Annotated in this window: 19 protein-coding genes; 7 read left to right on the top strand and 12 right to left on the bottom strand. The window is 74.5% G+C overall.

What is annotated here, in order from left to right:
• Positions 1 to 28: 28 nt before the first annotated feature.
• Positions 29 to 1,510, top strand: coding sequence for a hypothetical protein (locus tag V6U77_RS02435; RefSeq protein ID WP_334604454.1), 1,482 nt, complete (start codon positions 29 to 31; stop codon positions 1,508 to 1,510).
• A gap of 175 nt (positions 1,511 to 1,685) precedes the next feature.
• Here the strand turns inward: V6U77_RS02435 and V6U77_RS02430 are convergent, their stop codons facing one another.
• Positions 1,686 to 3,164, bottom strand: coding sequence for a glutamate--cysteine ligase (locus V6U77_RS02430; RefSeq protein ID WP_334604453.1), 1,479 nt, complete (start codon positions 3,162 to 3,164; stop codon positions 1,686 to 1,688).
• A gap of 308 nt (positions 3,165 to 3,472) precedes the next feature.
• On the bottom strand, positions 3,473 to 4,054 hold the full coding sequence (locus V6U77_RS02425) for a YceI family protein (RefSeq protein ID WP_334604452.1): 582 nt from the start codon (positions 4,052 to 4,054) through the stop codon (positions 3,473 to 3,475).
• A 103-nt stretch (positions 4,055 to 4,157) separates the two neighbouring features.
• On the opposite strand from V6U77_RS02425, the gene V6U77_RS02420 reads away from it, so the two are divergent.
• Positions 4,158 to 4,667 (top strand): MarR family winged helix-turn-helix transcriptional regulator, encoded by a 510-nt coding sequence (locus V6U77_RS02420; protein ID WP_334604451.1) that lies wholly within the window; start codon positions 4,158 to 4,160, stop codon positions 4,665 to 4,667.
• A 282-nt stretch (positions 4,668 to 4,949) separates the two neighbouring features.
• Here V6U77_RS02420 and V6U77_RS02415 read toward each other — a convergent pair whose 3' ends face one another.
• From V6U77_RS02415 to V6U77_RS02380, 8 genes are all read right to left on the bottom strand, one after another.
• Complete coding sequence (locus V6U77_RS02415) at positions 4,950 to 7,571, bottom strand: ATP-binding protein (protein ID WP_334604450.1); 2,622 nt, start codon at positions 7,569 to 7,571, stop codon at positions 4,950 to 4,952.
• A 158-nt stretch (positions 7,572 to 7,729) separates the two neighbouring features.
• A complete protein-coding gene (locus V6U77_RS02410; protein WP_334604449.1) occupies positions 7,730 to 8,884 on the bottom strand; it encodes an acyl-CoA dehydrogenase family protein in 1,155 nt (384 codons plus the stop codon).
• Positions 8,885 to 8,988: 104 nt separating this feature from the next.
• Positions 8,989 to 10,521 carry an acyl-CoA carboxylase subunit beta gene (locus V6U77_RS02405; RefSeq protein ID WP_334604448.1) on the bottom strand — a complete coding sequence of 511 codons (1,533 nt, stop codon included), beginning with the start codon at positions 10,519 to 10,521 and terminating at the stop codon, positions 8,989 to 8,991.
• Between the two features lie 224 nt (positions 10,522 to 10,745).
• Positions 10,746 to 11,657, bottom strand: a complete 912-nt coding sequence (locus tag V6U77_RS02400; RefSeq protein WP_334604730.1) for a hydroxymethylglutaryl-CoA lyase — start codon at positions 11,655 to 11,657, stop codon at positions 10,746 to 10,748.
• Positions 11,658 to 11,828: 171 nt separating this feature from the next.
• Positions 11,829 to 13,166 (bottom strand): acetyl-CoA carboxylase biotin carboxylase subunit, encoded by a 1,338-nt coding sequence (locus tag V6U77_RS02395; RefSeq protein ID WP_334604447.1) that lies wholly within the window; start codon positions 13,164 to 13,166, stop codon positions 11,829 to 11,831.
• Between the two features lie 79 nt (positions 13,167 to 13,245).
• Entirely contained in the window at positions 13,246 to 13,869 is a 624-nt protein-coding gene (locus V6U77_RS02390; RefSeq protein ID WP_334604446.1) for a TetR/AcrR family transcriptional regulator, read from the bottom strand.
• A gap of 84 nt (positions 13,870 to 13,953) precedes the next feature.
• A complete protein-coding gene (locus V6U77_RS02385; protein ID WP_334604445.1) occupies positions 13,954 to 14,574 on the bottom strand; it encodes a VanZ family protein in 621 nt (206 codons plus the stop codon).
• Between the two features lie 9 nt (positions 14,575 to 14,583).
• Positions 14,584 to 15,786, bottom strand: a complete 1,203-nt coding sequence (locus tag V6U77_RS02380) for an FAD-dependent oxidoreductase (RefSeq protein WP_334604443.1) — start codon at positions 15,784 to 15,786, stop codon at positions 14,584 to 14,586.
• A 108-nt stretch (positions 15,787 to 15,894) separates the two neighbouring features.
• Here V6U77_RS02380 and V6U77_RS02375 point away from each other — a divergent pair, with 108 nt between their 5' ends.
• The 3 genes from V6U77_RS02375 to V6U77_RS02365 all read left to right on the top strand — a co-directional run bounded on the left by V6U77_RS02375 (position 15,895) and on the right by V6U77_RS02365 (position 18,382).
• Positions 15,895 to 16,473 carry a TetR/AcrR family transcriptional regulator gene (locus V6U77_RS02375; protein WP_334604442.1) on the top strand — a complete coding sequence of 193 codons (579 nt, stop codon included), beginning with the start codon at positions 15,895 to 15,897 and terminating at the stop codon, positions 16,471 to 16,473.
• 185 nt (positions 16,474 to 16,658) lie between these two features.
• Positions 16,659 to 17,204 carry a SigE family RNA polymerase sigma factor gene (locus V6U77_RS02370; protein ID WP_334604441.1) on the top strand — a complete coding sequence of 182 codons (546 nt, stop codon included), beginning with the start codon at positions 16,659 to 16,661 and terminating at the stop codon, positions 17,202 to 17,204.
• A complete protein-coding gene (locus tag V6U77_RS02365) occupies positions 17,201 to 18,382 on the top strand; it encodes a hypothetical protein (RefSeq protein ID WP_334604440.1) in 1,182 nt (393 codons plus the stop codon). The genes V6U77_RS02370 and V6U77_RS02365 overlap by 4 nt, the downstream gene beginning before the upstream one ends.
• A gap of 82 nt (positions 18,383 to 18,464) precedes the next feature.
• Here V6U77_RS02365 and V6U77_RS02360 read toward each other — a convergent pair whose 3' ends face one another.
• Entirely contained in the window at positions 18,465 to 19,367 is a 903-nt protein-coding gene (locus tag V6U77_RS02360; protein WP_334604439.1) for a sulfurtransferase, read from the bottom strand.
• A gap of 121 nt (positions 19,368 to 19,488) precedes the next feature.
• Between V6U77_RS02360 and V6U77_RS02355 the strand changes: the two genes are divergently transcribed.
• Both V6U77_RS02355 and V6U77_RS02350 read left to right on the top strand, forming a co-directional pair.
• Positions 19,489 to 20,016, top strand: coding sequence for a SigE family RNA polymerase sigma factor (locus tag V6U77_RS02355; RefSeq protein ID WP_334604438.1), 528 nt, complete (start codon positions 19,489 to 19,491; stop codon positions 20,014 to 20,016).
• Positions 20,009 to 21,262, top strand: a complete 1,254-nt coding sequence (locus V6U77_RS02350) for a WD40/YVTN/BNR-like repeat-containing protein (RefSeq protein WP_334604437.1) — start codon at positions 20,009 to 20,011, stop codon at positions 21,260 to 21,262. The genes V6U77_RS02355 and V6U77_RS02350 overlap by 8 nt, the downstream gene beginning before the upstream one ends.
• 100 nt (positions 21,263 to 21,362) lie before the next feature.
• On the opposite strand, the gene V6U77_RS02345 is transcribed toward V6U77_RS02350, so the two are convergent.
• Positions 21,363 to 21,809: an imidazolonepropionase-like domain-containing protein gene (locus tag V6U77_RS02345; protein ID WP_334604436.1), complete on the bottom strand. Its 447-nt coding sequence runs from the start codon at positions 21,807 to 21,809 to the stop codon at positions 21,363 to 21,365.

Raw genomic sequence — 21,809 nt, 5'->3', positions numbered from 1 at the left:
CTGACCACGGGACGTTACGCTCCCCCGCATGGCCAGACTGGGCTGGGGAGGATCGATCGCGACCGCGATCGGCGTCGCTGCCGGCGCGGGCGCGGCCCAACTGGGCTTCGGCTACGGGCTGGGCATCATCAACTGGGCGCCGGCGGACGCGACCGCCGGCGCGACCGCCTGGGTGGCGGGCCTCATCTGGGCCACCTGGATCGCGGCCACCTCGACGGTCTTCGGCGCGGTCTGTGCCCAGCGGCTGCATGACCGGGCCCCGGCACCGGACACCGGCCCCGCCGACGCGACCCCCACCGGACCGGCCGGCGCCACCCCCATTGACGCGACCTCCACCGGAGCGGCCGGCGTCACCCCCGCCGACGCGGCCCCCGCCGGACCGGGCATCGGCGCCCTCGCCTCCGCCGCGCTCGCCGTGGCCGCCGGCGTGGGCGCGCTGATAACCGTGCTGCTGGTGGCCGTACCGGCCCGGGAGGCGGTCGCGGTGGCGGACACCGGCTCGCCCCGCAACGTCGCGGCGGTCTACGCGGCGGTCGGGGTGCTGGTCGGGGTGCTGGCGGCGGTCTGGGCGCTGCGCTCGCGGGCCGCCGCGAACAACGTGATCGCCACCGTCTGCTGGCTCTGGCTGCTCGCCGTGATCGCCGTCGTGGACGGTGTGCTGGCGGGACGCGGCCTGACCAGTGCGCAGCTCGGCATCTGGCAGCTCGGCCCGGACGACGGGCGGTACTGGATCCGCGACTACTTCTACTGGCCGGGGGCCCTGCTGTCCCTCGGTTCCGCGCTGGTGATCGGTGCCCTCGCCGCCCGCCGGGACGCCCGGTGTCCCGACCGCCGCGTCGGGGCGGCCGCCTCGGGTGCGGCGGGACCGCTGCTCGTCGCGACCGCGTACTTCCTGGCGGTGCCGAGGTTGACCGCGATCAGCCCGGAGCAGGTGTCGGCGCACCTGATCGCGCCGTACGCGGTGATCATCGGGGTCGGCGGCGCCGTCCTGGTCACCGCCCTCGCCCAGCGGGCCGCCGGACGGGCCGCGGCCCGGGGACCGGTGCGGGTGCCCCGCCAACGCTCCGGCGAGCCCGCCGACCGTCCGGGCGACCCTGTCGTCGTCGGACGGCACGTCGACCCGGCCGGCGACGCCCGGACGTCGTCGGACGGCGTCGACACCTCCGGGCCGCCGGGCGACCCCGGCACCGTCACGATGCCGGGCGACCCCGGCACCGTCACGGCATCGCAGGGCAGCGGCCCCCACGCGACGCCGGGGGGCACCGCGCCGGACCGGGACGCCGCCGCGGCGGGCGGAGGAAAGCCCCCGGGTTCCCCCGCCGACCGCGAATCCACGCCGGTTCCCGCCGCGAGGTCCACTGCCACGTCCGGCACACCGACCGGGGAGCCGGCCGTCCCGTCCGCCGGAAACGACACGTCGACGTCGGGGACCGGGGACCCGGCCGCCGACGATCCGGCGGAACCGCCGGCCACCGGCCGCCGACCCCGCTCCGGCCGCCGCACCCGCTGAACGCCGTCCGGTCCCCACGCCCCGCCGTGGGACGCCCCGGGCGGGACGGGTACGTCACACGGCCACGGCGGGCGGAGTGCCGTGGACCCGGACGGGACGACTCCGGTCGCACAGCCCGGCGCACCGGGTGCCGTGCGCCCGGGCGGGACGACCTCGTGCAGTGCGCCCGTTCGGGTCAGTCGACGGGCCAGGTGTGCACGGGCTCGTTGCCGCGTTGCAGCTCGGCGTAGCGCTGCACCATGTGGTGCAGGGCGGCGTTCCGGTCCATGCCGAGGCGGCGCTCGGCCGCCCAGACCGCCTCGGTCTGCCAGACCGCGCCGTTGCGACCCGTACGACAGCGCTGCTCGATGATGCCGAGCAGCCGGTCGCGCTCGGCCGGCGCCACCCCGAACCGGTCGAGCCCGGCGACGGCCGTGGGCAGCAGGACGTCCAGGACCAGCTTGGTCACCGGCACGTCGCCGAGGCGGGGCCAGTGCAGGACGGCGTCCATGCCGCGTCGGGCGGCGGCGTGGAAGTTCTCCTCGGCGGAGCTGAAGGTGAGCTGGCTCCAGATGGGTCGTTCGGCCTCCGCCAGGCCGCGCGCCAACCCGAAGTAGAAGGCGGCGTTGGCCAGCATGTCGACTACGGTCGGGCCGGCCGGCAGCACCCGGTTCTCCACGCGCAGGTGCGGGCGGCCGTTCATGATGTCGTAGACCGGCCTGTTCCACCGGTAGACGGTGCCGTTGTGCAGACGCAGTTCGCCCAGCTCGGGTACGCCGCCGGCGTGCAGGACCTCGACGGGGTCCTCGTCCTCGCAGATCGGCAGCAGCGGCGGGAAGTAGCGGACGTTCTCCTCGAAGAGGTCGAAGATCGAGGTGATCCAGCGCTCACCGAACCAGACCCGGGGGCGTACGCCCTGCGCCTTCAGCTCGTCCGGCCGGGTGTCGGTGGCCTGCTCGAACAGGGCGATGCGGGTCTCCGCCCAGAGCTGGCGCCCGTAGAGGAAGGGCGAGTTGGCGCCGACGGCCACCTGCACCCCGGCGATGGCCTGGGAGGCGTTCCAGTAGTCGGCGAAGCTGTCCGGGGCGACCTGGAGGTGGAACTGGAGGCTGGTGCAGGCGGCCTCCGGCGCGATCGAGTCGGTGTGGGTCTGCAGGCGTTCGACGCCCCTGATGTCGAGCTCGATGTCCTCACCCCGGGCGCCGACGATCTGGTCGTTGAGCACCCGGTAGCGCTCGTTGGTCGAGAGGTTGTCCTCGACCAGGTGGCGCTCGGTCAGGGTGGGCAGGATGCCGACCAGGACGATCTTCGCGTCCGACTTGGCGGCCCGCTCGTCGGCGCGGGAGAGGCTGCCGCGCAGGTCCTGCTCGTAGTCGGCGAACCCGTTGCCCTCGATGAGCCGGGGCGGCGCGTTCAGCTCCAGGTTGAACTGGCCCAGCTCGGTCTGGAAGAGCGGATCGGCGATGTCGGCGAGGATCTGCTCGTTGCGCATCGCCGGCTCGGCCGCCGAGTCGACCAGGTTCAGCTCGATCTCCAGCCCGGTCATCGGCCGGTCGGCGTCGAAGCCGAAGTCGTCCAGCATCAGGGCGAAGACGTCCAGGCACCGCCGCACCTTGTGTCGGTAGCGGATCCGGTCCTCCCGGGAGAAGGCGCCCTGCTCGACGTCCCTGCCCATGTTTCCTCCCGGCGCGAGGCGCAGTCGAGCCGTGTCGGCCCGGTGAGCGCGTGGTGAACCCTCCACGTTAGGAGTTTCGGCATCGCCGGGACCAGAGGAGGTCCCGCCGGTCCCACGACCGGGACGACCGTGTTCCGGTCGGCGGACGCGCTCCCGGCGGCATCTCTACCCAGCCGGGCCCGCCCGGCACCGGACCGGACCGCGAATGAGTCGTGACAAATTACACCTCGGCCGGCGCCACGCGCCCCGCGTACACGCTTCCGGGCCCGCGCCGTGGTGCGGCGCGGGCCCGGAGACGGTACGGCGGATCAGGCCTGACGGACGGCCTCGCCCTCGATCTCGATCTTGATCTTCTTGCCGACGAGCACGCCCCCGGTCTCCAGGGCGACGTTCCAGGTCAGGCCGAAGTCCTCGCGGTCGATCTCGGTGGAGGCGGAGAAGCCGAAGATGTCCTGCCCGAACGGGCTGCGGCCGACACCCTCGAACTCGACCTCCAGGTCGACCGGGCGGGTGACGCCCTTGATGGTCAGCTCGCCGGAGAGGACGAACTCGTTGCCGTCGCGGGACTTCACGGCCGTGCTGCGGAACTCCAGGGTCGGGAAGTTCTCCACGTCGAGGAACTCGGGGCTGCGCAGGTGCGCGTCCCGGTCGGCCTGGTTGGTGTTGATGGTGGCCGCCTGGATGGTGGCGTCGACCGAGGACTGCGACGGGTCCTCCGCGACGGTGATGGTGGCGCTCGCGTCGGCGAACTCACCACGCACCTTGCTCACCATCATGTGGCGGGCGACGAAGCCCACGCGCTTGTGCGCGGCGTCCAGCAGATAGGTGCCGGCGGTCGGGATCGTGAGGCCGTCCCAGTCGCGGGTGACCGGTGCGGTGCTGCTGGTCATGAAGCTGCCCTCCGTGGGGAAAGTTGTTTAGTAGCCCAACGACTGTCGAAGCAACTATAGGCATAACAACATTCCCCGTGTCAAGTACTGCTACGATGGGCGCGTGGACCAGAACGTGTTCGACGACCCCCGGATCACCGCCGTCGGCCTGCTCGTCGAGGCGCACGCCGGGCTCTCGGCCCGGTTCGCCGCCCAATTCGAGGAGCACGGCCTCTCCCCGGTCGAGTTCGAGGTGCTGACCAGACTCGCCCGCTCACCCGGCAACCAGTTGCGGATGACCGACCTCGCCGCGCAGACCTCACTCTCGACCAGCGGCGTCACCCGGGTGGTGGACCGGATGGAACGCGACGGGCTGCTCACCCGCCGCGCGTGCCCCTCCGACCGGCGCAGCTCGTTCGCGGTGGTCACGGCCTCCGGCCTGCAACGACTCGACGAGACCTTGCCCGGGCACCTGCGGATCATCGAGCAGTGGTTCACCGGCCAGCTCGACCCGGAGGCGCTGGACGCCCTGCTCGACGGGCTGCGCCGGGTCCGCGACGCGGTGCACCCCGGTGCCACCGCCGGCAGCACCGGGTCCGCCGCGGACTGCGACGGAGCCGTCACGCCGCCCTGATCCCTGCCCGGAAAGCCGGCTCGGCACCGGCAGAAAGAGCGGCAGAACTGCCGCTACCAGGGGACGATAGCCGAGCAAACCGGGCGGAGCCGCGTGCGGGCGGTGGCTAGTGTTCAGGCAGTGGGGGACGCACCGGGGGTGGCGGGGCGGGCGACGGGCGAGGGGATAGCAAGAGGGGCTTCGTCGCCTGCGCCACCCCCGGTCCGCTCTGCGGGACGCCCCACACCACCGCTTGCGCGCCCCACGCCGCGATCCGCGCCCGCCGTGGCCGGACCGTGCGCGCTACGCGCGCCGGCTCACGGTCGGCACGCGCAGCAGCTCCTCCTCGTGCGGCAGCAGCCGCACACCGCTCTGCCGGAAGGCCCGGTCGAGGCGGTCCAGCACGGCGGGATCACCCGAGCTGGCGGCCAATCCCACCAGCGCCTCCACCACGTCACGCCGGTCCGGACCGCCGCCACCGGCCTCCGCCGCCGCGGCGAACCACTCCGCCGCCAGCTCACGATCGCTCCGGTGCAGAGCCAGGGTCCCCTCGATCAACGCGCAGATCCCGTCCTCCGGGCGCGCCCCGAGCGCCGTCGCGCCCGGCGGGCGCCCGTGACCGAGGCGCGACCCGGTCGACCCCGGGGGCGGGCGCAGCTCGGCCAGCACCTCGGCCGCCTCGCCGGAGCGACCATCGCGGGCCAGTGCCAGCCCCAGCGTGCCGAGCACCCGACGTCGGTGGCCGGGATCGCCGAGGTCCGCCAGCGCCGCCACCACCCGCCGGCCCTGGTCGACGGCGTCGGCGTACCGGCCCTCGAGGCGGGACACCTCGGCGAGGTTGGCCCGCGCGAGCACCCGCAGCCGCCGCTCCCCGCACTGCGCGGCGAGCCGGTCGACCGCCGCCAGCCGGCGCCGGGCAGCCGTCAGGTCACCGGCGCGGATGTCGTGCCAGGCCAGGTTGTTCTGCGCCACCGCCATGTCCCGGATCCGCCCGTGCCGGACGGCCAGCGCGAGCACCGCCTCGGCCTGCGCGCGCGCCTCGTCGTGCTCGCCGAGGGCGATCAGGAGCGCACAGAGCACCGACCGCGCGTCCAACTCGCCGGTGACGTCGCCGGCCTCCTGAAAGGCCGCCAACGCCCACCGCGCGGCCGGCACCTCCTCCGCCCCGGCGCCGTGCTCGGCGGCGAGCCGGGCCACCCCGAGTGACGCCCACGCCCGCAGCACCGGGTCGACGTCGGCGGTACGCGGATCCGCCAGCAGGCGCCGCAGCCACTGCCGGCCGGGCACGTCCCGCCCCCGGAACCGCCACCACCGCGACAGCGCCGCCGCCAGCCGCAACGCCGTCAACGGGTCGTCGACGGCGGCGTGCGCCAGGGCGGAGCTGATGTCGCCGGTCACCTCGTCCAGGCGGCGCACCGCCGTCGGCAGGTTTGCGCCGACCAACTCCGGTGCGGTCCGCGCCACCAGCCGGGCGATCACCTGCGCGTGCCGGCACCGGATCGAGGTCAGCTCCCCGGCGCCGATCGCCTGCTCGGTGACGAAGTCCCGTACGGCGTCGAGCAGGCGGAACCGGAACGGCCCGGTGCCCCGGACGCTCAGCAGGCCGAGCTCGACGAGCCGGTCGAGTAGCGGGACCGGGTCCACGACCACCGTCCCGTCCCGGTCGGCGGGGTCGGCGAGCATCTCCTCGGCCATCTCGACCGACCAGCGGTTGCCGAACGCGGCCAGCCGGCGCAGGGCGGCCCGCTCGTCCGGGGCGAGAAGGCGGTAACTGATGGCGACCGCGTCCCGCAGGGTCTCCGCCACCGCCGCCCGGGGGCTTTCCGGACGGCCCGGCTCCGTCGTGTCCCAGCCCGGCCGCTCGGCCGCCGCCGACGAGGTGGCCAGGTCGAGCACGCGATCGCCGTACCGGTCGAGCAGCTCGTTGAGGTCTAGGATCCGGCCCCGGGCCGCCATCAGCTCGATGGCTAGCGGGAGCCCGCCCAGGCGACGTACCAGGGCGGCGAGGGCGGGCAGCTCGGCGGGACCGGGCGGCTCCCGGCGGACCTGGGCGAGCCGGGCGGTGAAGAGGGCCACGGCGGGATAGCGGGCCAGCGCCGCCGGGCCGTCCCGCTCGCTGCCCGGCGGCGGTACGTCGAGCGGCGCGACCGGCCACACCCGTTCCCCGGGCAGGCCGACCGGGTGCCGGCCGGTGACCAGCACCCGCAGCGTCGGCACCGCGCCGGCGAGTCGGTGCACCGTCTCGGCGACCGCGTCGGGAGCCCGCTCGGCCGCGTCCACGAGCAGCAGCGCCGGCAGGCCGTCGAGGCGGGCGGTCAGCTCCGGCAGCCGGGCGACGCCGAAGACGGCGACCGAGGCGGAGAGCACGTCGGCGGCGTCCGAGCCCTCGCCGATGAGCACGCCGGCCGCCCCGCCGGGATGGTGCCGGGCGACGGCGTGGACCACCGCCAGGGCCAGCGCGGTCTTGCCCACCCCGGCGAGCCCGACCAGGCTGACCAGTCGGGGCCCGGGCCCGTCGGTGAACAGCCCGGCCAGCTCGGCCAGGTCGCCGTCCCGGCCGACCAGCGCGACCGGGGGCGGGAGCGCGGGCGGCGTACCGGCGTGGCGGTCGGGGTCGACGTGGGCCGGCGGGGCGTTCCCGGGAGTGACCGGCGGGGCGGCCGGTGCCGGTCCCCGGGCGGCGGCCAGGAACGCCGACCGGGCGGCCCCGGCCAGTTGCAGCGCCCCGGCGAGCAACTCGACGGTGGTGCGCTGCGGCCGGGACGAGCGGCCCCGCTCCAGGTCGCGGACCGTCCGGACGCCCACGCCGGCGCGGCCCGCCAGCTCGGCCTGGGTCAGACCGGCGGCGAGCCGGTGCCCGCGCAGCAGTTCCGGCAGCCCGGTCCGACCGCCCGGTTGCGGCGAACGATCGTGATCCGGCGTCATGGGCAGGAAGGGTACGGAGTGGGTACGACCGACGGCAGACGAGCGTCGCCCTGCCGACGACATGGTGCGCATTTCCGACAACGGCCCGGACATCCGACGACACGGAACGGGCCCGGCGACGCGGAGGGGGCTGCCCCACGTCACCGGGCCCGTCGTCGTCACATGCCCAGATCGCGCGCGATGATCATGCGCTGCACCTCGGACGTGCCCTCGCCGATCTCCAGGATCTTGGAGTCGCGCCAGAACCGGGCCACCGGGTACTCGTTCATGAAGCCGTAGCCGCCGTGGATCTGGGTGGCCTCCCGGGCGTTGTCCACCGCGATGGTGCTGGCGTGCAGCTTGGCGATGGCGGCCTGCCGCTTGAACGGCTCGCCGGCGAGCATCCGCGCCGCCGCGTCGTAGTAGGCCAGCCGGGCGGTGTGCGCCTTCATCTCCATGTCGGCGATCTTGAACTGGATCGCCTGGTAGTTGCCGATCGGCTGGCCGAACGCCTGGCGCTCCTTCGCGTACCTGACCGACTCGTCGACGCAGCCCTGGGCGAGGCCGACGGCCAGGGCGGCGATGGCGATGCGCCCCTCGTCGAGGATGCGCAGGAACTGGGCGAAGCCCCGGCCGCGCTCGCCGAGCAGGTTCGCCGCCGGCACCCGGCAGTCGTCGAAGGTCAGCTCGTGGGTGTCCGAGGCGTTCCAGCCGACCTTGGAGTAGCCGGGCGCGACGGTGAAGCCCGGCGTGCCGGAGGGCACGATGATGGTGGACAGCTCCTTGGCGCCGTCCGGGCGGGTGCCGGTGACCGCGGTGACGGTGACCAGCGCCGTGATGTCGGTGCCCGAGTTGGTGATGAACGCCTTGGATCCGTTGATCACCCACTCGTCGGTGGACTCGTCGAGCACGGCGCGGGTCTGGGTGCCGCCGGCGTCCGAGCCGGTGCCCGGCTCGGTCAGCCCGAAGCCGGCCAGCGCCTCGCCGCTGAGCAGCTTCGGCAGCCACGTCGCCTTCTGCTCGTCGGTGCCGAAGCGGTAGATCGGCATCGCGCCCAGCGAGACCGCCGCCTCCAGGGTGATCGCCACGCTGGAGTCGACCCGGGCCAGCTCCTCCAGGGCGAGGCAGAGCGCGAAGTAGTCGCCGCCCATGCCGCCGTGCTCCTCGGCGAAGGGCAGGCCGAACAGGCCCATCTTGCCCATCTGCCGGATCACCTCGTACGGGAAGGTGTGCTTCTCGTAGTGCTCCGCGATGACCGGGGCGACCACCTCGCGCGCGAATTCCCGCACGCTCTCCCGCAGCGCCTCTTGCTCCTCGGTGAGCCGGAAGTCCATGGAATCCTCCTGTGTGGATGGGCCGCCGGGCGCTCGTGACGCCGGAAACGGACGGGTCGCTGGTGCGGTGCGGGCCCGGGCCGGCCGATGGGCCGGCGACGGGATCAGACCGGGGTGACGCCGTGCCGGCGCCGCGAGAAGTGCCGATCCTTGGTGCGGGCGGCGGCGAACCGACGGACCAGCTCGGCGCGCAGCTCGTGGGGCTCGACGATCGCGTCGATCACCAGCTCGCTGGCGAGCCGGACCACGTCGATGTCGCGCTCGTACTCCTCGCGCTTCGCGGCGACGAACGCGGCCCGCTCGGCTTCGTCCTCGATCGCGGCGATCTTGTTGGCGTAGACCGCGTTGACCGCCGCCTCGGCGCCCATCACCGCGATCTTGGCGGTGGGCAGCGCGATCGTGGCGTCCGGCTCGAAGCCGGGACCGGCCATCGCGTAGAGGCCGGCGCCGTACGCCTTGCGGACCACCACGCAGATCTTGGGTACGGTCGCCTCCGAGATCGCGGTGATCATCTTGGCGCCGTGCCGGATGATGCCCTGCTTCTCCACGGCGCTGCCGACCATGAACCCGGGCACGTCGGAGAGGAAGAGCAGCGGCACGTTGAACGCGTCGCAGAGCTGCACGAAGCGGGTCGCCTTGTCGGCCGAGTCGACGAAGAGCACGCCGCCCTTGAACATCGAGTTGTTGCCGACCACGCCGACGACCTCGCCGTTCAGCCGGCCGAAACCGATGGTCAGCTCCTTGGCCCAGAGCGCCTGGATCTCGAAGAAGGAGCCGTCGTCGAGCAGGCCCTTGACGTACCGCCGCATGTCGAACGCCTGCCGCTCGCTCGCCGGCACCAGCGCGGCCAGGTCGGCCTTCTCGGGCGCCGCGACGGCGGGCGCGGCCGGCGGCTGCTGCGTCCAGTTCGCCGGCAGGTAGGACAGGTAGCGCCGCACCACGTCGAGGGCGTCGGCCTCGGTCTTGCAGAGGAAGTGCCCGACGCCCGACTCGGCGCAGTGCACCTTGGCGCCGCCCATCGCCTCCAGCGTGGTCTTCTCGCCGGTGACCATCTCGACCATCCGGTCGGAGCCGAGGTACATGCTGGCGTTGCCGTCGACCATGGCGACCACGTCGCAGAACGCCGGGATGTACGCCCCGCCGGCCGCGCTCGGGCCGAACAGCGCGCACACCTGCGGGATGGAGCCGGAGGCGCGGACCTGGTTCCAGAAGATCTTGCCGGCGCCGCGGCGGCCGGGGAAGAGGTCGACCTGGTCGGTGATCCGGGCCCCGGCCGAGTCGACCAGGTAGACCATCGGCACGCTGGTCGAGTAGGCCCGCTCGATGATCCGGATGATCTTCTCGACGGTGCGGGCGCCCCAGCTGCCGGCCTTGACCGTGGAGTCGTTCGCCATCAGGCAGACCGGCCGGCCGTCGATGGTGGCGGTGCCGGTGACCACGCCGTCGGCCGGGAGACCCTCGGCCATCGCGTTGGCGTAGAGGCCGTCCTCGACGAAGGAGCCCTCGTCCACCAGCAGCGCGACCCGCTCCCGGGCGAAGAGCTTGCCCTTGGCGGCGTTCGCCGCGTGGTACTTGTCCGCACCGCCGGCACGGGCCCGCTTGCGCAGCTGCTCCAGTGCCTCACCGTCGAGCGTCACGCCGACTCCCTCGCCACCTGAGCCGGTCACCTCGCGGGCGGACCGACTGACCTGAACGATCGTTAGGCTAGCGCATGGCCCTCCCCTCCGGCGACCCACACCGCCACACCCTCGCCACACCCTCGCCGCGCCCTCGCCGTGTTGATCAAGAGGTTTGCGTCCGACCCACTCGCGGAATCCGACGCGAACCTCTTGATCACCGGCAGGGACAGGAGGGGGCGGGGTCAGGCGGGGAGGGGAGTCAACCGGGTACGCGGGCCCGCGCGGAGCACCCCGGACGGGAGCCGCTTGCCGACCAGTTCCTCGGCCAGCTCGGCCACCTCGATCAGCGCGTCCAGGTCGATGCCGGTGTCGACGCCCATGTCGTGCAGCATGTGCACCGCCTCCTCGGTGGCCAGGTTGCCGCTGGCCCCCGGCGCGTACGGGCAGCCGCCGAGGCCGCCGACGCTGGCGTCGAACTCGGTCACCCCCAGCTCCAACGCGGTCAGCATGTTGGCCAACGCGGTGCCCCGGGTGTTGTGGAAGTGCAGCAGCACGGGCACGTGCGCGTTGCGGTCGCGTACCGCGGTCAGCAGTTCGCGGACCCGCCGGGGCGTGCCCATGCCGGTGGTGTCGCCGAAGGCCACCCGGTCGGCGCCGTCGCGGACCACCCGGTCGACGATGGCGGCCACCCGGGCCGGATCGGTGTCCCCCTCGTACGGGCAGCCGAAGCTGGTCGCCACGATCACCTCGGCCTGCGCGCCGGCGCCGTGCAGCAGGTCGATCAGCTCGGCGATGTCGTCCAGCGACTCGTCGGTGGAGCGGTTGACGTTGCGCCGGTTGTGCGTGTCGCTCGCCGAGACCACCACCTCGATCTCGGTGAACCCGGCCGCCAGGGCGCGCTGCGCGCCCCGGGTGTTCGGCACCAGCGCCGAGTAGCGCACGCCGTCGGCCTTCACGGCCCGCTGCCACACCTCGTCGGCGTCGGCCATCTGCGGGATCGCCTTGGGATGCACGAACGAGACGGCCTCGATCCGCCGCACACCGGTGCCGGAGAGGGCGTCGAGCAGCCGCACCTTGGCCTCGGTCGGGATCGGGTCCTCGTTCTGGAGCCCGTCGCGCGGCCCGACCTCGCGGATCGACACGGAGCCTGGCAGTTCCGCCATAAGGGGTCACCTCACTGTGACGCAGTGCTTGTGCTGGGTCCTCCCAGCCTCCCACCCACGCCACCCGTTCCGCACCCGGCGGCGCCGATCATGAGGTCGGCCGCGGCAGAAGCGACGAACCACACCGCCAACCTCATGATCGACGCAGCGAACCCGCCGGGGTCAGCGCATGCGGGAGACGATGCCCGTGTCGTAGTCGCCGGAGAGGAACTCCTGGTTCTCCAGCAGCTCGGCGAAGAAGGGGAGATTGTTCTTCGGGCCGGAGAGTTCGAACGCGGCCACCGCCGCCCGCGCCCGCTCGACCGCCTCGGCCCGGGTCGCGCCGCTGACGATCAGCTTGGCCATCAGGCTGTCGTAGAACGGGGTGACGGTGTTGCCCTCGACGTAGCCCGAGTCCACCCGTACGCCCTCGCCGGTCGGCTCCACCCAGGTCCTGATCACACCGGGGCCGGGCAGGAACCGCTTCGGGTCCTCGGCGTTGACCCGCAGCTCGATGGCGTGCCCGCGCGGGGCGAGCGCGTCCGGGTCGAAGGTCGGCGCCAGGCCGGCGGCCACCCGCAGCTGCTCCTCGACCAGGTCGACGCCGTAGACCAGCTCGGTCACCGGGTGCTCCACCTGGAGCCGCGTGTTCATCTCCAGGAAGAAGAACTCCTGCGTGGCGGGGTCGAGGAGGCACTCCACGGTGCCCGCGTTGCGGTAGTTCACCGCCTCGCCGGCGCGCACGGCCGCGGCCAGGAAGCGCTCGCGCAGCTCCGGGGAGACCGCCGGCGACGGCGACTCCTCGACCAGCTTCTGGTTGCGGCGCTGCACGGAGCACTCCCGCTCGCCGAGCGCCACCACCCGGCCGTCGGCCAGGCCCAGGATCTGCACCTCGACGTGGCGCACGCGGGGGAAGTACCGCTCGATGAGCACCGAGCCGTCGCCGAACATCCGCTCGGCGAAGGAGCGCACCTTGTCGTACTCGGTGCGCAGCGCGGCCTCGTCGACCGCCACGCCCATGCCCATGCCGCCGCCACCGGCCGCGGCCTTGACCATCACCGGGTAGCCGATCTCCGCCGCCGCGGCGACCGCCGCGTCGAGGTCGGCCGCCGGGTCGGTGGTGCCGGGCGCGACCGGCACGCCGGCCGCCGCCATCAGGTTCCGGGCGTTGATCTTGTCGCCCATTGCGGTGATCGCGTCCGCGCCTGGCCCGACCCAGATCAGCCCGCTCGCCTCGACGGTACGGGCGAAGTCGGCGTTCTCGGACAGGAAGCCGTAGCCGGGGTGGACGGCCTGCGCACCGGTCGACTTGGCAGCGGCGAGGACGGCCTCGACGTTGCGGTAGCTCTGGGCCGGGTTGGCCGGTCCCACGCACACCGCCTCGTCGGCCTCCGTCACGAACGGCAGGCCGGCGTCGGCCTCCGAGTGCACCGCGATCGCGCGGATGCCGAGCCGCCTGGCGGTCCGGATGATCCGGCGGGCGATCTCGCCCCGGTTGGCGACCAGCAGCGACTCGATCATGTTTCCTCCCAGCGTCCGGGGGTGGGGACGGGTGCTAGGGAACCATGGCCGAAAGGTTGCTGACGAATTGGCGTCGGGGTCAGGAGCCGGGGTGGGCCACGAGGGCGGCCAGGGTGGCGGCGCGGAGCAGCTCGGCCCGGCGACGCCGGTCCACCTCGCCACCCAGGAACGGCGTCGAGTTCATCAGGCCGAACGCGGCGTGGGCCAGCACCCGCGCCTCGCCGTCGGGCAGGCCCGGGTGCAGCGTGGTCAGCACCGTCACCCACTGCTCGACGTAGAGCCGCTGGAGCCGGCGGATCCGGCGGCGCGGCTCGTCGGGGAGGCGGTCCAGCTCGTGCAGGTGCAGGGCGATCACCGCCGGGTTGGCCAGCGCGAAGTCGACGTGGAAGTCGATCAGCGACTCCAGCGCGCCGCGCGGGTCGTCGGGGTGGCCGGTGGAGCGCTCCTGGCCGCCGGCCAGCAGCTCCTCGCTGACCGGGATCAGCGCGGCGACCAGCATGGCCTCCTTGCCGGCGAAGTGGTGGTAGAGCGCCGGGCCGGTCACCCCGGCGGCCGCGCCGATGTCGTCCATCGAGACGCCGTGGTAGCCCCGGGAGGCGAAGAGGCCGACCGCGATCTCCAGGATCTCGTCCTTGCGGGACCGGCGCCGGCCCGGCCCCGCGGCACCGCCCGCCCTGCCCCGTGCCTGCTGCTCCACCGTCACCGGGCAAGCGTAGACCTCGACCGGCCCGACGTGGAGCCTCCGTCAACCGTCGGTTGGCTCACGTCCACCGCCGACAGCACCACGTCAGGGGCCCTCGACCCGCGATCCCGGGGCGGTCGCGGCGGTGACCGTGGCCGGGCGGCTCCCGCCGCCGTCCGGCCTGCCCGCCGGGCGTGTCCCGGGACCGCCCGCGGCCCACCAGCGCCGGGACAGCAGGCCGGCCAGCGCGGCACCCGTCGCGTTGAGCAGCACGTCGTCGACCGAGGACACCCGGCCGAGGTCGAGCGCGTACTGGAGCGACTCGACCAGCACGGAACCGGCCGCCCCGAGCAGGAACAGCCGGCCGACGCCGGCCAGGGCGGCCACGCGTACCGGGGCGAAGAAGCCCAGCGCGGCGAAGACCAGCAGGTTGCCGACGACCTGGACCACGGCGGTCGTCGGCGGGCCGGTCAGCAGGTCCGCCAGGTCGCGCAGCGGCACCGGGTCGACCTGCCGGGGCGCGGGCCGGGGGGTGAGGATCATCCACACCCACGGCAGGGTGCCGGCCACCGCGCCCACCTCGGCGACGCTGCGCCGCCACGACTCGCGAGCCGTCGCGGCGTCGCGCCGGTGGCGCGCGAGCACGGCGGTGAGCAGGGCCAGCAGGGGCAGCCCGGCGGCTGCGGCGAGCAGCACGCCACCCCAGTCCCGCCACACCTGACCCACCGGGGCAGCCTAGCCGCGCGCCCCGTCCCGCCAGTTCCACCGGGACGCCTGGCCGCGCGTCCCGTTTCGCCGATCGAGCCCGGAGAGGCGCATCGCGGCCCTGCGCCGGGCCGGCGGCACGGCGCCGAGCAGGCGGAACAGCAGGTTCCGGGCCGGCCGGGCGGCCGGCGGCAGGGTGGCGAGCCGGGTCAGCCGGGCGGCGAGAGCCACCACCTCCTCGGCCATCGGCCGGCGCCGGGCCGCGTACGCGTCCAGCAGCGTGTCGGGCGCGCCGGCCAGCACGTCGGCGAGCGTCTCGCCGAGGTCCACCGCGTCCACGATGCCGAGGTTCATTCCCTGGCCGCCGGCGGGGCTGTGCACGTGCCCGGCGTCGCCGGCGAGCAGCACCGGTCCGCTGCGGAAGGTGTCGGCGATCCGGTGGTGGACCCGGAACCGGGAGCCCCAGAGCACCTCCGTCACCCGGTCGGGGCGGCGGGCCGGCCCGCGCTCGTCGAGCAGCGCCTGGAGGTATGCCCGGTCGGGCGCGGCGGGAGCCCCGTCCACCGCCGCGACCAGGCGGACCACCCCGTCGGGCAGCGGCGCCCAGACCAGCGGACCGGAGCGGGCCAGGAAGAGCGACACCCGGTCGCGGGGCAGCGCGCTCGCCAGCCGGACGTCGGCGAGGACGAACGACTCCTCGCCGCCGGCCGGACCGGCGAAGCCGATCCCGGCGCGCTCCCGCACCGTGCTGTGCATCCCGTCGGCGCCGACCACGTAGCGGGCCCGGACCGTCGCGCCGCCCGCGAAGGTGGCGACCACGCCGGCCGCGTCGGGGGCCAGCCCGGTCATCGCGTACGGGCGCAGCACCGCGACGCCGAGCGCGGCGAGCTGCCCGGCGAGCACCTCCTCGGTGACCGCCTGGGAGACCAGCAGCGCGTAGGCGTGCCGGGAGGGCAGCGTGTCGAACGGCATGGTGAGCAGCGCCCGGTCGCGGTCGCGGACGGTGAACCCCGGCGACCGCAGCCCGCGCGCCACCAGCGGGGCGCCGGCGCCGATGCGGTCCAGCGTCTCCAGGGTGTACGCGTGCACCACCGCCGCCCGGGAGGTCTGCGGCGGCCGGTCCAGCCGGTCGACCACCGTCACTCCGACCCCGCGCCGGGCCAGGGTCAGCGCGGCGGTCAGCCCGGTCGGGCCGGCACCCACCACCAGGACGTCCGTGCTCGTGGGCAGCATCGCCGACCTCCGTCCCGCGCGTGCCAACGAATGTTGGCCAACGTGTGTTGGCAACGGTAGGCCGGCCACTGATGGAGTGTCAACAGGCGTTGGCATACGGTCGTGGGCATGACCGACGCCGCGCCGAGCCGTACCCGCCGCTCCGACGCCACCCGGGCGGCGATCCTGCGGGCCGCCCGGGAACGCTTCGCCGCCGACGGCTACGACCGGGCGACCATCCGGGCCATCGCAGCCGACGCGCGGATCGACCCCTCGATGGTCATGCGCTACTACGGCAGCAAGGAGGGGCTCTTCGCGGCGGCGGCCGAGTTCGACCTGCGGCTGCCCGAGCTGGCCGACGCGCCACCCGAACGACTCGGCGAGCTGCTGGTCCGGCACTTCGTCGACCGGTGGGAGACCGACGGGACGATGGCCGCGCTGCTGCGTACCGCCGCCACCAACCCGGCGGCGGCCGAACGGATGCGCGGCATCTTCGCCGACCAGCTCACCATCGCGGTGACCCGGGTCGTGCCCGACCCGGCGGAGGCCCCGCGGCGGGCCGGGCTGGTCGCCAGCCAGATGCTCGGCCTGGCGCTGACGCGGTACGTGCTCCGGCTGCCCCCGGTGGTCGACGCCGACCCGGCCGAGCTGGTCGCCTGGGTCGCGCCGACCGTCCAGCGCTACCTGCGCGGCACGCCCGACGCCTGACCGCGCCGGCCACAGCCGCGCGGCCCATCGGCGTGGGATCGGGGCACCCCGCGCGCAACAGACGGCCCCGCGTCGTCGCGCCGACGCCGTCCGGCACTTCGCGAACGGCCACCCAACCTTTTCCGGCTCCCGGTGCGTCTGCCTGGTGACGCGGAACGCGCGACGGCAGGCCGGAGGGAGGGCGGATGGGACCGCCGACGACCGACGACGGGCGGGACGGCTACGTCACCTTCGTCGAGTGCCACCAGCACCAGCTGCTGCGCGCGGCCTACCTGGTCTGCGGCAACCGGCACCAGGCCGAGGACCTGCTCCAGGAGGCCCTGCTCAAGCTGGCCCTGCGCTGGCCCTCGGTGCGGCACGGCGACCCGGCCGCGTACGTGCGGACCATCCTCTACCGCGACGCCGTCTCCTGGTGGCGCCGACGCCGCCGGGAGTGGCTGGCCGCGTACCCGCCGGAGCGGGCCACGGCCGAGGGCGACGGGGAACTGCGGCTCGCGCTGCGCGACGCGCTCGGTCACCTGCCGCCCCGACAGCGGGCCGTGCTGGTGCTGCGCTACTTCGAGGACCTCACCGAGGCCGCCACCGCCGAGGCGCTCGGCGTCACCGTGGGCACCGTCAAGAGCCAGTGCCACGCGGCGCTGCGCCGGCTGCGGGAGGTTGCGCCGGATCTGGGTCGCGACGAGGGACGGCCCGGCGGCGGCCTGGTCACCAGGATGGAGGTGAACCCGTGAGGGAAGAGGAACTGCACCGGCTGCTCACCGTCGCCGCCGAGGACGTCCGGCCGGCGCATCCCGCCGCGACAGGCTGGGAACGGGCCCGCCGGGTGCGTCGCGCCCGCCGCGCCGCCGGCGCCACCGTGCTCGCGGTCGCCCTGCTCACCGGCGGTACGGCACTGGCGCTGCGCCCCACCGCGCCGCCGCCACCGGCCACTACCGCGACACCGGAGGAGAGCCCGACCCCGCACCCCGGGCCCGTGCAGACGCCCCCGGCCGAGCTGGCCTATCCCGGGCACCCGCTGGGCCGCCTCGGCGACCCGGTCGGCGCGACGCTCTCCGCCCGCCCGGTCCGCAAGGCGCTGGCGCTGCACCAGCCGGTCAACCCGGAAACCGGCGTCGCGGGCCGGATCCGGATCCTCGGCGACGACGGCGTCGTACGCGAACTCGACGTGGTCACCCCCGCCCCGACCCGCGACGCCTGGGGCAACGAGGCGGTGCCGTTGAAGAGCGGCAGCCTCGCCCCGGACGGGCGGACGGCTGCCTTCGCCCAGACCGACGAGGTGATCGTGGTCGACCTGACCACCGCCGCCGTGCGCCGCCACCCGCTCAAGGGCTATCTGGAGCAGGTCCTCTGGTCCGGCGACCGGCTGCTCGTCGGCGGCGACGACACCACGTACGAGCTGGACCTCCGCACGGGCGCCAGCCGGAAGGTGCCGGTGTCGCCCTGGGACGTGGTCACGCCCGACCCGACGGCCCCGCCGAACGTCCTGCTCGAACTGGGCGGCACGCCGCCGAACGGGGCGCAGGTCCGGTGGGGCGGCGACGGGACGTACCGGAGCAACGGCGCGATCGACTTCCGCGCGCTACCGCCCGGCCACCGGGTCGACGAGTTCTACGGGCGGGGCTGGCAGCGCGGCGACCGGGTGGCCCGTGCCGGCTGGATCACCACCGGCACCAGGGGCGGGCTGGAGGGCGTCGCGTTGCTGAACGCCCGGACGCGCGTGGTGACCCACCTGCTCGACCTGGGCCGGGACCGCTGGAAGGGCTGCTGCGAGGTGCTCGGCTGGGACTCCGACGGCGCGGTGCTGCTGCGCCACAACCCGGGCGGGCTGCTGCGCTGGCGGCCCGAGACCCGCGAGGTCACAGGCGTGACGCGGAACCTGTTCGGGGCGGTGTCGCTCCCCGCCGGTTGAGCGGGTCGCTCCTGCCGGTCGTACCGCCGAAAGGGCCGGTCTCCGCGCGACCGCGACGGGCGCGCGGGGACCGGCCGACGCTTCAGCTGGCCAGGCCGCCGGGCTGGTCGCCCTTCACGACGGGGGCCCGGACCAGGTTGCCCCACTCGGTCCACGAGCCGTCGTAGTTGCGCACCTGCGGGTAGCCCAGCAGGTGCCGCAGCACGAACCAGGTGTGGCTGGACCGCTCGCCGATGCGGCAGTAGGCCACGATGTCGTCGTCCGGGCTCAGCCCGAGCTGGTCGGCGTAGATCGCGCGCAGCTCGTCCGCCGCCTTGAACGTGCCGTCGTCGTTGGCGGCGGACTTCCACGGCTTGCTGACCGCGCCCGGGATGTGCCCGCCGCGCAGCGCGCCCTCCTGCGGGTAGTCCGGCATGTGCAGCATCTCGCCCGTGTACTCGCCCGGCGACCGGACGTCGACCAGCGGGCGGCCCGCCGCCACGTGCGCCATCACCTGCTCGCGGTACGCCCGCACCGGCGCGTCGTTGCGCTGCGGCACCGGGTAGTCGGCGTGCGGCCGGGCCGGCTTGTCCCGGGTCAGTTCACGGCCCTCGGCGACCCACTTCTGCCGGCCGCCGTCGAGCAGCCGCACGTCCGGGTGGCCGAAGAGGGTGAACACCCACAGGGCGTACGCGGCCCACCAGTTGAAGTTGTCGCCGTAGAAGACGACGGTGTCCCCCCGGCCGATGCCCTTGGCGGCGCACAGCTCGGCGAAGCTCTTCGCGTCGAGGTAGTCGCGGGTGACCTGGTCGTTGAGTTCGGTGTGCCAGTCCACCTTGACGGCACCCGGGATGTGGCCGGTGTCGTAGAGCAGCACGTCCTCGTCGCACTCGACCACGACGAGGCCCTCGTCGCCCAGGTGCTCGGCCAACCATTCGGTGGTGACCAACCGCTGCGGGTCCGCGTACGACTGGAGTCGGGGATCTGGATCGCTCGGCACAGACATGATCCCCAAGGTACGCCGGATCACGTGCCGGCGGCCGGCCATCGGAAATCGGAAATCGGTGCAGCGAATCCGCCGCGCCGCGCGTGACAGTGGCGAGACCCGCCGACCATCGAGGATCACCATGACCGTACGGCACCGGACCGGGCCGCCCCGGGCCGCCGCGTCACCTGTGGACTTCACCGACTTCTACCAGGCGCACTTCCACCGCCTGGCGGTGCAGCTCTACGCGTACCTGGGGGACCACGCCGAGGCGCAGGACCTGACGCAGGAGGCGTTCTGCCGGCTGCTGGAGCGCTGGAACCGGATCAGCACGTACGACGACCCCTCCGCGTGGGTCCGCAGGGTCGCCTGGAACCTGGCCACCAGCCGGCTGCGCCGGGTCCGCACCGTCGTCCGGCACCTGGCCCGGCAGCGGGAGGAACACGTGCCCGGCCCGGAACCGGACCGGGTGGCGCTGAGCCGGGCGCTGGCCTGTCTGCCCACCAGTCAGCGGCGGGCCGTCGTGCTGCACCACCTGGCGCACCTGAGCATCGCGGAGATCGCCGACCAGATGGGCGCCCCCGAGGGCACCGTCCGCTCCTGGCTGTCCCGGGGGCGGGCGGCGCTGGCCACCTACTTCACCGAGCGGCAGGAGGCCCACGGTGCGTGAGAACGCCCTGGACGAGATGTTCGCCGAGTTCGAGGCCGACGCGACGACCAGCTTCCGGCCGCCGGGCGTACCGGCAGCCGAACGCCGGGTCCGCGACCGGCGACGACGTCGCGGGCGGCTGCTGGCGGGCCTGGGCGCGCTCCTCCTGGCCGGGCCGGCCGGGGCGTTCGCCGCCGGCCGGGGTGCCGACCCCGGCCCACCGGTCCCGACGCCCGTCCCCGCGGTGTCGCCGACACCCACCGGCGACCTCCCCGAACGGAAGGTCTTCCTGCCCGGCGCGCCCGGCCGGCTGAAAGAACTGCGATTCGTCGACGGCCGGAACGGCTGGGCGCTCTTCGACACCTGCGACACCCTCGACCTCGGTGCGACCGACTGCCGGCGGGCCGTCGGGCGGACCGCCGACGGCGGAGTGACGTGGCAACCGACGACCCCGCTCCCCGACGCGAAGGGGCCGGGAAGCCTGTTGCCGGTCGACGAGCGGAGGCTCACGGTGCGGGTCGGCGACGGGTACCTCGTGACCACCGACGGCGGCGCGGCCTGGTCCCGCCACCCGTTCGGCTCGCCGCCGCCGGCCACGCAGGCGGGCACCGCCACCCGCAGCGGGTTCCTCGTCCGCTGCCCGGGCAGACACGGCCTGGAAGGCAGACCGTGTCCCCGACGGGAGCTGACCCGGATCGGCTCCGGCCCCGTCCGCCCGCAACCCCCGGTGGCCCTCACCGGGGAGCATGACGACCACGGGCTCATCGAGGGCGGCGACGGGCGGCTCTGGCTGACCGTACGCGACGGAGACCGGCTCACCGTCCTGCTCAGCGCCGACGGAGCGGCGAGCTGGCAGAAGCTGCCGGCCGTGCCGGGGGCCGGGCGGCTCATGGTCTCCCCGGACGGTGCCGACGCCTGGCTGGTCAGCGTCCGGGAGGACGGATTCGGCGTGGCGGCGACGAAGCAGGTGTGGCGGCTGGTCGGGAGCAGATGGGAGCAACGACCGGGCCTGCCCGACAACACCAGTGAGGTCGCCGCCGCGAACGGCGGGATCCTCGCTGTCACCAGTCCCTACGGCAGCGCCGGCTTCTGGGTCGACGGACGCTACGTCGACGTGCCCGAGCTGCGGGCCGCGCTGCGGTACGACACCGACGCCCACCTGTCGGTCGAGGTGCTGCGGGACGACACGGTCGTCGTGAGCACCGGATCCGCCCAGATCATCGGCATCGGCTCCGGCGTCACGCGTACGTGGACCCGGGTCTCCTGACGACCCACGACGGCCTCGACCGACGGACCTGCGGTGCGTCGGTCGGATTCGTCGGCGTCGCCCGGAAGGGCTCGGACGGCTGGCTCGACGGCGTCGCGGGTCAGGCGCGGCGGTGGGCTATGCGGCCGGCGACCACGGTCACCAGGCAGGCGCCGTCGGCGTCGAGGACCGACAGGTCCGCGCGCCCACCGGGAGCCAGCGTCGGCGGTGCGGTGGCGGGCAGCACCAGCAGGTCGCTGCGCTCCACGGCGGCCCGCAGCGCCGGATCGGTCAGGTGACCGGCCAGCACGGCGGTCACTCCGAGGCGCAGCAGCGCGTGCACCCGCTCGCGGGGAGTGTCGGCGGCCGGCAGCGGCCCACCGTGCACCAGCCCCGGGCCGAGCGTGCCCGGCCAGCGGCGGATCCGGGCTTCGGCGTACGCCTCGGCCAGCTCGGCCAGCGGGCCGACCGCGAGGATCCGGTCGGCCCGGACCGCGACGGCGGCCCCGGCGGTGGGCGGGGCGCCGGGCGCGGTCCGCAGCAACGGCGCGGTGTGCAGGGTGAGCAC

The sequence above is a fragment of the Micromonospora sp. CPCC 205546 genome (assembly GCF_036902715.1).
GTDB lineage: Bacteria > Actinomycetota > Actinomycetes > Mycobacteriales > Micromonosporaceae > Micromonospora.
Note: the sequence above shows the minus strand (reverse complement) of the source record. Positions and strands in the feature narration are given on the sequence as shown.

Coding starts and splice junctions, on each gene's coding strand:
- V6U77_RS02425 (WP_334604452.1), bottom strand. CDS start 4,054: ATGACCAGCAGCACCGCACCGGTCACCCGCGACTGGGACGGCCTCACG.
- V6U77_RS02395 (WP_334604447.1), bottom strand. CDS start 13,166: ATGATCGAGTCGCTGCTGGTCGCCAACCGGGGCGAGATCGCCCGCCGG.
- V6U77_RS02415 (WP_334604450.1), bottom strand. CDS start 7,571: ATGACGCCGGATCACGATCGTTCGCCGCAACCGGGCGGTCGGACCGGG.
- V6U77_RS02435 (WP_334604454.1), top strand. CDS start 29: ATGGCCAGACTGGGCTGGGGAGGATCGATCGCGACCGCGATCGGCGTC.
- V6U77_RS02430 (WP_334604453.1), bottom strand. CDS start 3,164: ATGGGCAGGGACGTCGAGCAGGGCGCCTTCTCCCGGGAGGACCGGATC.
- V6U77_RS02360 (WP_334604439.1), bottom strand. CDS start 19,367: ATGTCTGTGCCGAGCGATCCAGATCCCCGACTCCAGTCGTACGCGGAC.
- V6U77_RS02370 (WP_334604441.1), top strand. CDS start 16,659: ATGGGACCGCCGACGACCGACGACGGGCGGGACGGCTACGTCACCTTC.
- V6U77_RS02375 (WP_334604442.1), top strand. CDS start 15,895: ATGACCGACGCCGCGCCGAGCCGTACCCGCCGCTCCGACGCCACCCGG.
- V6U77_RS02355 (WP_334604438.1), top strand. CDS start 19,489: ATGACCGTACGGCACCGGACCGGGCCGCCCCGGGCCGCCGCGTCACCT.
- V6U77_RS02380 (WP_334604443.1), bottom strand. CDS start 15,786: ATGCTGCCCACGAGCACGGACGTCCTGGTGGTGGGTGCCGGCCCGACC.
- V6U77_RS02410 (WP_334604449.1), bottom strand. CDS start 8,884: ATGGACTTCCGGCTCACCGAGGAGCAAGAGGCGCTGCGGGAGAGCGTG.